This window comes from Nocardia sp. NPDC051990 (assembly GCF_040680755.1).
In the GTDB taxonomy this organism is placed as follows: Bacteria; Actinomycetota; Actinomycetes; order Mycobacteriales; family Mycobacteriaceae; genus Nocardia.
The window spans coordinates 619,358-629,887 of sequence record NZ_JBFAXH010000001.1; the positions used below are offsets into that span (position 1 = coordinate 619,358).

Sequence of the window (10,530 nt, forward strand, 5' to 3'; positions counted from 1 at the left end):
GCTTGCCAGGCACGACATGGGTAAGCTCGCCAGACGTGGCTATTAACGCTGACACCCAGTACGAGGACCTGCTGCGACTGGTCCTGGAGTCCGGCACCGCGAAGGCGGATCGCACCGGCACCGGTACCCGCAGCATCTTCGGCCATCAGCTGCGCTACGACCTCGCCGCGGGCTTTCCGCTGATCACCACCAAAAAGGTGCATCTGAAGTCGATCGTCTACGAATTGCTGTGGTTCCTGCGCGGCGATTCCAATGTGGCCTGGCTGCAAGAGCACGGCGTCTCCATCTGGGACGAATGGGCGGACCGCCACGGTGAACTCGGCCCGGTCTACGGCGTGCAATGGCGGTCCTGGCCCACACCGAACGGCACCCATATCGACCAGATCGCCGAAGTGCTGCACACGCTGCGCACCAATCCGGATTCCCGGCGCATCATCGTCTCGGCCTGGAACGTGGCCGAACTCGACAAGATGGCATTGGCGCCATGCCACGCGTTCTTCCAGTTCTATGTGGCCGACGGCAAGCTGTCCTGCCAGCTCTATCAGCGCAGCGCGGACCTGTTCCTCGGCGTGCCGTTCAATATCGCCAGCTATGCCCTGCTCACGCACATGGTCGCGCAGCAGACCGAGTTGGCACCCGGTGATTTCATCTGGACCGGCGGCGACTGCCATATCTACGACAACCATGTCGAGCAGGTCACCGAGCAGCTGACCAGACAGCCCTACCCGTTCCCGACATTGAACCTGCGGCCCGCGCCGACGCTGTTCGATTACACCTACGAAGATGTGGAAGTGGTCGGCTACCAACACCATCCGGCGATCCAGGCGCCGGTCGCGGTATGAACGCAGCATCGCGTAGCGATTCGGTTGGTCGGGTGACGGGAGGGCGTGACCGCACCATCGGTCTGATCTGGGCGCAGACTCCGGACGGGGTGATCGGCTTCGAGAACACCATCCCCTGGCGCCTGCCCGAGGATATGGCGAACTTCAAGGCCGTCACCATGGGGCATCCGGTCATCATGGGGCGGCGCACCTGGGACTCCCTGCCGGCCAAATTCCGCCCGCTCGACGGTCGCCGCAATATCGTGGTGACCCGCCGGCCGGACTGGTCGGGTGTGGGTGCCGAACGCGCCGCATCGCTGACCGAAGCCATGGCGATGACCACGCCACAGGACATCTGGATCATCGGCGGCGGCGAAATCTACCGAGCCGCCATGGATTTCGCGACCGACCTGTTGGTTACCGAGGTGGATACCGCCGTCGACGGTGACGCCTACGCACCCGTCATCGGCCCCGAATGGCACGCCGACGATACCGAGCCGTGGCACGAGTCCAAGTCCGGCCTGCGCTTCCGGATTCGCTGCTACACCCGAAAGTAAGCCAACTATTTCGCAACTCTCCGCATCGCGCGTTCGCTGCCCGCACAACACCCTTCCCGCACCGACCGGCATTGAACACACGGCATACCGGCGAGGCGGCCAAACCGGACACACGTCACCCGCCATTCGGGCATACTCCTGGATATCAGCCCGTGTCATCAGCTCTGATCCGGCTGATATGCATCTGCGAAAGGCGGTGTCCATGGACAAGAAATCGCTGACTGCGGTAGCGCGCCAACAATTGAAGTTGGCTGCCACCGCCACGAGCGGGCGCAGTTCGCAAACCATTTACGGTGGTCACGCCAATGCGCTGCGGCAGACGGTGGTCGGTCTATCGGCGGGCCAGAGCCTGGCCGAACACGATAATGCGGGTGAGGCCACCCTGCTGGTGCTCAGCGGCACACTGACCTTGCTCAGCGGCACCAACGAGTGGAAGGGCTCGGCGGGAGACCTGCTGGTCGTGCCAAGGGCGCGGCACAGCGTCAAGGCCGTCGACGATGTCGCATTCCTGCTGACAGTCGCCAAGTAGTAGCCGACGGGCCGTACCGCATGGCCGATGTGCCGGTGCCGGGCTCTAGGGTGGAGCGCATGGGTGCGCCGCAGCCGATCCTCGAACCGCTCACACCGGCCGCGATCTTCCTCGTCGCCACCATCGACGAGGGGGGCGAAGCGACGGTGCGCGACCTGCTCGCCGATCTTGCCGGGTTACGCCGTTCGGTCGGCTTTCGGCTGCCCGGCGCGGGGCTCACCTGCGTCACATCGATAGGGTCGGCCGCGTGGGATCGCCTCTTCGCGGGACCGCGACCGGCCGAATTGCATGTGCTTCCCGAATTCGTCGGCGCGCACCACAGCGCACCGACCACGCCGGGAGATCTGCTCTTCCACATCAAATCCGAAAGCCAGGACGCCTGCTTCGAATTGGCGATGACCATCGGTGACCGGCTCGAGGGCGCGGTCACCATTGTCGATCAGACCGTCGGCTTCCGGTATTTCGAGCAGCGCGATCTGCTCGGCTTCGTGGACGGTACCGAGAATCCGGAGGGTGCCGCGGCCGTCGATGCGGCCGTCATCGGCGATGCGGATCCCGACTTCGCGGGCGGCAGTTATGTCATCGTGCAGAAGTATTTGCACACGATGGCGCAATGGCGGGCGCTTTCGGTCGAGGAGCAGGAGCGGGTGATCGGACGCACCAAACTCGACGATTTCGAGCTCTCCGATGCGGATAAGCCCGCGAATTCACATGTCGCGGTGAACACTGTCGCCGACGCCGACGGCACCGAACGAAAGATCCTGCGCGCCAATATGCCCTTCGGCAGCGTCAAGGACGGCGAATTCGGCACGTATTACATCGCCTACGCGGCCAGCCCGAGCATTACCGAAACCATGCTGTCTCGAATGTTCGTCGGGACGGCGGAGGCGGCCTATGACCGGATCTTGGACTTCTCCATCGCGGTGACCGGCACGCTGTTCTTCACACCGCCCCTCGACTTCTTCGACGACCTCCCCGACGCACCCGAGGTCGCCGCGACCGCGCTTGAATCTCTATCGCCGAATCGTGTTGGCAGCAACGGTTCTCTGGGTATCGGCATGTTGAAAAGGAGCACGCAGTCATGAACAATCTCTATCGCGAACTCGCGCCGATCACCGCCGAGGCATGGACGGCCATCGAACACGAGGCGACGCGCACCTTCAAGCGCCATATCGCCGGTCGCCGGGTGGTCGATCTGTCCGGACCGCACGGCACCGACTACTCCGCGGTCGGCCTCGGCCGCACCACCGTCATCACCGCACCGGATGAGGGTGTGCAGGCCCGCCAGCGCGTGGTCGCACCGCTGGTCGAGTTGCGGGTGCCGTTCACGTTGTCGCGCGAGGAACTCGACGATGTCGAGCGCGGTGCACAGGACACCGATCTGGATGCGGTCAAGGAAGCGGCGCGCAAGATCGCCTTCGCCGAGGACCGGGCCATTTTCGAGGGCTATCAGGCCGCGAATATCACCGGCATTCGGGCGAGTTCGTCCAATTCCCCGATCACACTGCCCAGCGATCCGCGACTGGTGCCGGAGTCCGTCGCCCAGGCGCTGAGCGCGCTGCGGTTGGCGGGCGTCGACGGTCCGTATTCGGCGCTGTTGAGCGCGGATCTGTACACGGCGGTCAGTGAGACCTCCGATCACGGTCACCCGATCCGCACCCATATCGAACGCCTCCTCCCGGACGGCGAGATCATCTGGGCCCCGGCCATCGACGGTGCGTTCGTGCTGACCACGCGCGGCGGCGACTTCGATCTTCAGCTCGGCCAGGACCTCTCCATCGGCTACCTGACCCACGACGCGCAATCGGTGCAGCTCTACTTCCAGCAGAGTCTGCAGTTCCTCGTCTACACCGGTGAGGCGGCGGTCGCGCTGGCGTCCTGAGCTGTCGTCGGAGATATTGGGGACCTCGCCCGCGTCGGGAAGCCACCGGTCAACCCACCAACTAGGTTGGTGTGCGGTACGCAGGAGGACGAGATGTCGATGGTACGCGCGGGTGTGGTTCCGACCGGGCGGGCAATGCTGTACGGGACGCTCGGGATCGTGGTCACCGTGCTGGTCTGCAGTGCGACCGTGGCCGGATTCGGGGTCAACCGAATCTTCACCGGACTGCTGGCCGGTGCGGTCGCGGGAATCGCAATTCTGGCCGCATTGTTCGGGCGCGATGTCGTCGTCCTTACCGAGGGAGCGATCTACCAGCGCACCCCGTGGCAGGAATCCAGTATCGACTGGGAGCGGGTGGTGGCCGGACGGTTCGCACTCGACGAGCGGGCCCGCTGGTCTCTCGCGCTGGATCTGATCGGCGGCGACGAACGGCACGGCGAACTCGTACTGCTGTCCATCCCGCCGGTGCGGCGGCCGGTCGCCGGAGCGTACGACATGCGCAAACGCGAGCAGGTCAACGAGATTCGGGCCATGTTGCGGCGCAAGCGCGTGCCCATCACCGTGCTGCCGGAGATCGCCGGTGCGCTGCAACAACATTGGCAGATCGCGCCGCCCACCCGCTGATAGCCGGGGCCGCGGTGACCGAGACGGGCCGCGCTCAGGTCATATACCTTGGCAGATGTGTCGATGATGAAGGGCGCCGATGTCGCGGTGCCGATGTCGTCAATCCGCTGTGCTCGATGCGGTGAGCGGCGCGGAGGCGGCGCGGTTCGACAGCACCGGTGCGACCACCGAGACCGCGTTCGTGCTCGGGGAGCTGTATCGACGGCAAGGGGCGTGGAAGTTCCGGGCGGTTGGTCAGGGGTATGCGACCGGATTGGCCGGGCTGGCTACCGAGTTCGGGATTTTGGTCGATGATCCGGGGACCGGGCAGACGCAACACCAGCCTGCGGCTGTCAACGGCGAGTTGATCGTTCGGCGCGACGGCACCTTCATCCGGCCGCCCTCGGGGCATCCGGGCGGCGGTGTGCGCGAAATCGCACGCATGTACAACTGGGGCTTCGAGTTCAAAGCCACACGCGGCAAAGGCTAGAGTCGCGCACAACACGACCCCCCCAATTGATCGCCAGCATCCGCGAACTCACCGATCGCCTCACCGCGGCGATCGATTAGCTGTTGCGGGTCACGGCTGTTGGGACCGGGGCGAGCTCATGACTGGCGCTGCCGCTCCTTCTCAGCGATTGGTCGGATGATCTGGGCCAGCGTCGCTCCTGCACGGATGAGCGCGAGTCCACGCTGGGCGATGGCGATCAGACGTGCGTCGAGCGCTTCGAGCGAGTGACCTGCGTCGTCCAGGTCCCGGATCGCCGTGATTGCTTTCTGGACGTCGGGAATGCGGTAGCCGGCAGCCCGCAGGGCTGCTGTGATGCGTGCCTCTCGGATCGCTGTGAGCTGATAGCGACGAACCGATCCTGCTCGGGTGATGATCCGTTCCGGCCGCACCAGCCCCTGCTGCTCCCAGAAGCGGAGGGTGGAGGCACGCACCTCGAGTGCTTGTGACAGTTCGGTGATGGTCATCGCATCTGCTGCTACGGGGCTGGCGTCGGTCTCGACCTCGTTGTGGATGGCCTGCAGCGCTTCGCGGGCAGCGAGCGCTTGCTCTCGTTCCTGGTTGAGCCGTGCGTGGAAGGAGGACACCAGAGCGGTCGCCTGGTCGGTTGGCAGCGAGCGGATTCCGCGCATCGCTCGGCGTGCCTCAACTGGTCCAACGGCATGGGCGAGATCGCGGTAGGCGCCGAGGTCGCGGACGTGGTCTGCGGAGAACTGTCGGTATCCGTTACCCGCCCGGGTCGCGGATGCAATGACACCGAGCCGCTCCAAGTCACGGACCTGCTGGACGGAGTAGCCGGTCGCCGCTGCCACCGCCGAGACCGTCAGCAACTCTGCTGCCCGATGGTCACGATCATGAGTCAAGCCTCCATAAGCACTTCAACCGCACACTTGAACCATGAGTATGGACCAACTCCTCGAGACGATCCGAGCGTTCGACGGTGTCCTCGAGCTTGCGCCGACCGACGGCAGCCCGTTCCCCGAGATTGCGTGGGGCGACCATTTCTTCTACTACGCCCCCGATGGCCAAGTGCCGCAACGTGAACAGCCCTACGCCACCATCGTCACGAAAAACTACCCTGACGACAATTCGTGTGACCTCGATCAGCCGGGCCGATGGCGGCTGAACATTCACGTCGGCAGGAGCGCCTTCTCCGAACTCATTGGCGAGGATCCCCGAGCTAGCACGGGCGTAGTCGACTTCACGGCTGTCGACACCGTCCTGCCTCATCCGGTGTATCGCACACAGGGCTGGATCTCGATCGTCAACCCGAACGCGCAGACGCACGCATTGGCGGTAAGTCTTCTTCGCACGGCGCACGACGCAGCACGTCGACGAGCGGCCCGCCGTAGATCCAGCTCGCCTACCGGTGACACGACATCGGAGAGTGACCGATGAACCACCACAACGCTCCCTTGTCGAGCGAGGGCAGGCGACGATGAGTTGAGCGCTGCCAGCCCTCCTGCAACCAGCGGTCACACCGGAGCGGCGGCGACGGCCTCGGTCTCGGTCTCGATAACCGCCCCTGGCACGGCGAGTCCTGCCATGGTGATGGCGGGCGGATTCGGCCGTGGACCCCACATTTCGCCGAACGCCGCGAATCCGTCCCGCAGTGGCTGGCCGCCGACGATCAGAATCGTGCGTTGTGATCGTCATGCCCGCAACTGACAACCGACGCCGACATCCAGGGCTTCAATCGGCTTCGCGCGCAGTGGCTTCCGGACTCACCTGATCGCGGATGGTGCGCAGACCGGTGACAAAGGCGTCGAGCTGGTCAGGGGGCAGCAGACCGGTGAACCAGCGCTCGATGACCTCGAGGTATTCGGGGAGTACGCGGGCCAAGCGGGTCGCACCGGCGGCGGTGAGCACGGCGTAGGAGCTACGGCGGTCCACCGGGTCGAGTTCGCGGCGGACGAAACCGTTGCACTGCAAGCGATCGACCAGGCGGGTGACGCCGCTGGTGGACAGGTTGGTCTGGGCGGCGAGATCGGTCATCCGCAGGCGACGGTCCGGTGAGCGGCTCAGCCGCATGAGTGCGTTGACGTCGAGGCCGGACAGACCGTGTTTCTTCCAGGTCGGTTCCAACTTTCGGGTCAGGCCGTCGTACGCCTCGTAGAGCAGACCCATGGTGGTGAGCCTGGGGTCGTCGAAGAGTTCTGCATCCACGGTGCCGAGCTTAGCCGAGATAGTTGCGGTGGGGATAGTTGACACGGGGAATATGCGCACCCTAGATTGTTGTCACTGCAATATTCCTCACCGCAACTAAATGGAGATTCCGATGACTACCTCTGCGCGCTGGGTCGCGGGCTTCCGCTGCACACTGGTCGACCCCACCGAGCGAATTCGGTTGGCCGAGCCGCGCGGCTTCGCCGATGAGACGGTGCGTCAGGTGCTGCACCTGATCGGGAGCGGCGAGCAGCTGCGGGTGCGGCTGACGAATCGCTATGGCGCGACACCGGTGATTGTCGGCGCGGCGCGGATCGCGATGCGCAAGTCCGGGGCCGAGATCGTCGCGGAGACCGATACCGAGCTGCGCTTCGACGGCAAGGCGCAGGTGACCATTCCGGCGGGGGCCGATATCGTCAGCGACCCAGTCGATTTCGTGACGACGGCGGGCACGGATCTGACGCTGAGCGTATATCTGCCGAAAGAGACTGGCCTGGCTCCCTTTTCGCACCTGCCGATGGAATCCGGTTTCGTCGCCGCCGGCGATCAGGCTGCCGCTGCCGCACTGTCGGATGCGCAGGAGACCACCTCACGCTTCTTCGTGACCGGCGTCGACGTGCTCACCTCGACGAACGCCCCGATCGTCGTCGCATTCGGCGACTCCTGGTTCGAAGGGGTCGGGTCCACCTCGGGTACGAACCATCGCAGCGTCGATGTCCTCAGTGAACGCCTCACCAGCGGTTGGGCTCTCAATCAGGGCATCGGCGGAAACCGTTTGCTGACCGACCAGATCGGCGAGCACGGTTTGGCCCGTTTCGACCGCGATGTACTCGCAGTTCCCGGCGTGACTCATGTTGTGCTGAACTTCGGCATCAACGATCTGATCCTCGACAACACCACATCGTCGGCTGATGCGCTCATCGCCGGTTTCAGGCAATTGGCCGGACGGGCCCATGCGGCCGGACTCGCGGTGTACGCCAATACCATCGGCCCCTTCGCAGGTGCCATCTATCCGGACCTCAATGTCGCCGAGGGGCGGGCGGCGCGCGGTGCAGTCAACGAATGGCTCCGTACCACAAGGATTTTCGATGCGGTGTTCGATATTGCGGCCGCCGTCGAGGATCCGAATGATCCCGACTTCATTCGACCCGATCTCGACAGTGGCGACGGTCTGCATTTGAACGATGCGGGCCACCGCATCATGGGGGCGACCATGTCCATTCCAGGACTTACCTGACTACGGGGCAAGGCCACGCAGGACGATGTCGATGCCGAGGCGGAATTCCGTCTCGGCATTGACATCTCGGGCGTCGGTAGCGGTTTCGACGAGCACGGGATAGTCGGCCGGAGCCAGTCGGGTCATGGCGGCGGTGCCCGCGCCGGAGAGTGGGCCGTAGTGCTCGTTCTGGAGGTGACCGAGCAGGAAGGCCATGAGGGTGCGTTGGGCCAGGACGCGGCCGATGCCGGTGAAGCCCGCATCGGTGAGGACGGTCAGCATCGCCTCGATCCAGCGCAGGCTGTTGGGGGCGGACTGACGGTGGCGCACGATGAGTGGGACCGCTGCCGGATGAGCGGATGCCGTTGTGCGCATCCGATCCAGTAGGGTCGCGACGCGATCGCGCCAGTCCGGGGCGGTCGGTGGCGTGAGGTCGATATCGGCGAGGAGATGGTCGACGACCAGCAGCTCGAGTTCGTCGCGGTCGGCGACGTAGCGGTAGAGGCCCATGGTGGCAATGCGGAGTTCCTTGGCGACCGCACGCATGGTGAGGCCGGACAGACCGTCGCGGTCGAGCACCGCGACGGCGGCAGCTGCGATGGCGGGGCTGGTCAGCGAGCGGGGGCGGGGCACGGGTTGACAGCGTACAAGGTACGCCCATACTTATCGTAGGCGTACGAAGTACACCTACGAAAGGAGTTTCCATGACATTGCCGACCACGGTGCCTACCCGAGAACTGGTCACCATCGCCGACAGCACACTTCGGATTCCGGATCAGGATTGCCTGACCCATCTGCAATTCCGCCGCTTCGCCGGATGCCCGATCTGCAACCTGCACCTACGCTCGTTCGCGGTCCGGCACGCCGAAATCCGCGCCGCCGATATCCGGGAGATCGTCGTCTTCCATTCCAGCGCAGCCGAATTGCGCAAATACGAAGGCGACCTCCCCTTCGACCTGGTCGCCGACCCCACCCGAACCCTCTACCGCGAATTCGGCATCGAAGCCCAACCCCGCGCCCTCCTCGACCCCCGCGCCTGGCCCACCATCCTTCGCAGTGTCGTCACCGTAAGCATGGCCGTCCGCCGCAAGGAAAAGCCCGCTCCCCCAGCGAAACCCGAAGGCGGCCGCCTGGGCCTCCCCGGCGATTTCCTCATCGCGCCCGACGGGCGTGTGCTTGCCAGCAAACTCGGTCAACACGCCGATGACCAATGGTCGGTCGATGAACTGCTCGCGCTGGTTCCCAGCACCAAGGCCCGGCACTGACCATCGGACGCCCGAAGCTCGTCAGAGCATGCGCCATGCCGGCATCGAGCAGGCCATCCCTGGAGCCGTGGTGTCCAGCTCATGGCATCAGTGAACCCGGATCCACGGTGAATTCGAAGGGACTGCGCAGGGGTGACGGCATCTCCGGCCGCCACCCGGTGCGTCAGATCTGAGTTCGACAATATGAAGCGGACCAGTACGTTCCGGGCCGTTCGATTGAATTACCCACCACTGCAACGGAGTTCGCCTTCGCGCGCGAATCCGCATCGTTCGAGCAGTAGCAAGCTCCGGACGAAACCAGGTTCGTCCGGAGTCAACTACGTTGGTAACTTGCGCAGCAAGCGCTGTCTACTTGGCCGCCGTGGCCGACCAGCCGTAATACGTCGCGGATCCACCTGGAGCCACGGTCGCGGTGGGTTCACCTGTGCAGTCCGCGGAGGCATATACCAGGAAATTGCGCGTGCTGCGGTTCTGGAACCGTATGTCACGCGCGAAGCCACTAGCCCAGCACGAGTCCAGGTCGCTCAGCTCCAGGGTGCCGTCGATGATCACCACTGCTCGGCCGTCCCCGCCTCCGGCTGAGCCGGTCGGGATGGCCGAGACGGTGGGAGCCGCGACGGACACCACAGCAGCGGTGAGAGCACCTATGAAAGAGAGCATTCCGAGTTTCACGGATTGATGCTATATGTTGCGCGCACACCGTCCTCCAGCCCTCGACCGCTCCATCACCGCCGAATCCCCCTCTGCCAGAACCGAATCCGCATATTATCTGTTGAACACGACTCGGAGAGTTCCCAGTTGGACCGCACGTTTGAACGACGAGTCTGCTCCGGAAGGTTTCTCCGAGGTCCGACTCGTGGCTCAGCGGGCATCAGAGAACTACTCGGTAGCCGGTCGGCGTGTGATGCGTGGTGGGTAGCGGGACTCGAATAACAGCGAAGCCGTTGCCACACAGTGGCAACGGCTTCGCCCGGTATTTCGAA

Annotated in this window: 14 protein-coding genes and 1 pseudogene; 10 read left to right on the top strand and 5 right to left on the bottom strand. The window is 64.5% G+C overall.

Annotated elements, in window-relative coordinates; genetic code table 11:
- Positions 1-41 precede the first annotated feature (41 nt).
- The 7 genes from AB0L63_RS02980 (at position 42) to AB0L63_RS03010 (ending at position 4,882) form a co-directional block, all read left to right on the top strand.
- Entirely contained in the window at positions 42-842 is an 801-nt protein-coding gene (locus AB0L63_RS02980; protein WP_364494010.1) for a thymidylate synthase, read from the top strand.
- Between the two features lie 32 nt (positions 843-874).
- Entirely contained in the window at positions 875-1,378 is a 504-nt protein-coding gene (locus AB0L63_RS02985) for a dihydrofolate reductase (RefSeq protein WP_364493613.1), read from the top strand.
- Between the two features lie 202 nt (positions 1,379-1,580).
- Positions 1,581-1,907, top strand: coding sequence for a cupin domain-containing protein (locus AB0L63_RS02990; RefSeq protein ID WP_364493615.1), 327 nt, complete (start codon positions 1,581-1,583; stop codon positions 1,905-1,907).
- A gap of 59 nt (positions 1,908-1,966) precedes the next feature.
- Positions 1,967-2,992, top strand: coding sequence for a Dyp-type peroxidase (locus AB0L63_RS02995; protein ID WP_364493617.1), 1,026 nt, complete (start codon positions 1,967-1,969; stop codon positions 2,990-2,992).
- Positions 2,989-3,789 carry a family 1 encapsulin nanocompartment shell protein gene (locus AB0L63_RS03000; RefSeq protein ID WP_364493619.1) on the top strand — a complete coding sequence of 267 codons (801 nt, stop codon included), beginning with the start codon at positions 2,989-2,991 and terminating at the stop codon, positions 3,787-3,789. Before AB0L63_RS02995 ends, AB0L63_RS03000 begins: the two co-directional genes overlap by 4 nt.
- 93 nt (positions 3,790-3,882) lie before the next feature.
- A complete protein-coding gene (locus tag AB0L63_RS03005) occupies positions 3,883-4,413 on the top strand; it encodes a hypothetical protein (protein WP_364493621.1) in 531 nt (176 codons plus the stop codon).
- Between the two features lie 121 nt (positions 4,414-4,534).
- Entirely contained in the window at positions 4,535-4,882 is a 348-nt protein-coding gene (locus tag AB0L63_RS03010; protein WP_364493623.1) for a TerD family protein, read from the top strand.
- Positions 4,883-4,998: 116 nt separating this feature from the next.
- Here AB0L63_RS03010 and AB0L63_RS03015 read toward each other — a convergent pair whose 3' ends face one another.
- Together AB0L63_RS03015 and AB0L63_RS03020 are read right to left on the bottom strand one after the other, a co-directional pair.
- A complete protein-coding gene (locus AB0L63_RS03015) occupies positions 4,999-5,532 on the bottom strand; it encodes a MerR family transcriptional regulator (protein ID WP_364494013.1) in 534 nt (177 codons plus the stop codon).
- Between the two features lie 45 nt (positions 5,533-5,577).
- Positions 5,578-5,712, bottom strand: a pseudogene (locus tag AB0L63_RS03020) (MerR family transcriptional regulator); the annotation flags it as partial.
- A gap of 85 nt (positions 5,713-5,797) precedes the next feature.
- On the opposite strand from AB0L63_RS03020, the gene AB0L63_RS03025 reads away from it, so the two are divergent.
- A complete protein-coding gene (locus tag AB0L63_RS03025) occupies positions 5,798-6,298 on the top strand; it encodes a DUF6194 family protein (protein WP_364493625.1) in 501 nt (166 codons plus the stop codon).
- Between the two features lie 294 nt (positions 6,299-6,592).
- Here the strand turns inward: AB0L63_RS03025 and AB0L63_RS03030 are convergent, their stop codons facing one another.
- The gene (locus AB0L63_RS03030; RefSeq protein WP_364493627.1) at positions 6,593-7,066 is read right to left on the bottom strand and encodes a MarR family transcriptional regulator; all 474 of its coding nucleotides are present in this window, start codon (positions 7,064-7,066) and stop codon (positions 6,593-6,595) included.
- Positions 7,067-7,178: 112 nt separating this feature from the next.
- Between AB0L63_RS03030 and AB0L63_RS03035 the strand changes: the two genes are divergently transcribed.
- Positions 7,179-8,303, top strand: coding sequence for a GDSL-type esterase/lipase family protein (locus AB0L63_RS03035; protein ID WP_364493629.1), 1,125 nt, complete (start codon positions 7,179-7,181; stop codon positions 8,301-8,303).
- On the opposite strand, the gene AB0L63_RS03040 is transcribed toward AB0L63_RS03035, so the two are convergent.
- Positions 8,304-8,915, bottom strand: coding sequence for a TetR/AcrR family transcriptional regulator C-terminal domain-containing protein (locus AB0L63_RS03040; protein ID WP_364493631.1), 612 nt, complete (start codon positions 8,913-8,915; stop codon positions 8,304-8,306).
- A 71-nt stretch (positions 8,916-8,986) separates the two neighbouring features.
- Between AB0L63_RS03040 and AB0L63_RS03045 the strand changes: the two genes are divergently transcribed.
- Positions 8,987-9,547, top strand: a complete 561-nt coding sequence (locus AB0L63_RS03045) for a peroxiredoxin-like family protein (protein WP_364493633.1) — start codon at positions 8,987-8,989, stop codon at positions 9,545-9,547.
- A gap of 348 nt (positions 9,548-9,895) precedes the next feature.
- Here the strand turns inward: AB0L63_RS03045 and AB0L63_RS03050 are convergent, their stop codons facing one another.
- Positions 9,896-10,219 (bottom strand): hypothetical protein, encoded by a 324-nt coding sequence (locus AB0L63_RS03050; RefSeq protein ID WP_364493635.1) that lies wholly within the window; start codon positions 10,217-10,219, stop codon positions 9,896-9,898.
- Positions 10,220-10,530 lie beyond the last annotated feature (311 nt).

Excerpts from the sequence above, each read along its gene's own strand:
- AB0L63_RS02990 (WP_364493615.1), top strand. The coding sequence starts at position 1,581 with ATGGACAAGAAATCGCTGACTGCGGTAGCGCGCCAACAATTGAAGTTG.
- AB0L63_RS02995 (WP_364493617.1), top strand. The coding sequence starts at position 1,967 with ATGGGTGCGCCGCAGCCGATCCTCGAACCGCTCACACCGGCCGCGATC.
- AB0L63_RS03000 (WP_364493619.1), top strand. The coding sequence starts at position 2,989 with ATGAACAATCTCTATCGCGAACTCGCGCCGATCACCGCCGAGGCATGG.
- AB0L63_RS03005 (WP_364493621.1), top strand. The coding sequence starts at position 3,883 with ATGTCGATGGTACGCGCGGGTGTGGTTCCGACCGGGCGGGCAATGCTG.
- AB0L63_RS03015 (WP_364494013.1), bottom strand. The coding sequence starts at position 5,532 with ATGCGCGGAATCCGCTCGCTGCCAACCGACCAGGCGACCGCTCTGGTG.
- AB0L63_RS03025 (WP_364493625.1), top strand. The coding sequence starts at position 5,798 with ATGAGTATGGACCAACTCCTCGAGACGATCCGAGCGTTCGACGGTGTC.
- AB0L63_RS03035 (WP_364493629.1), top strand. The coding sequence starts at position 7,179 with ATGACTACCTCTGCGCGCTGGGTCGCGGGCTTCCGCTGCACACTGGTC.
- AB0L63_RS03045 (WP_364493633.1), top strand. The coding sequence starts at position 8,987 with ATGACATTGCCGACCACGGTGCCTACCCGAGAACTGGTCACCATCGCC.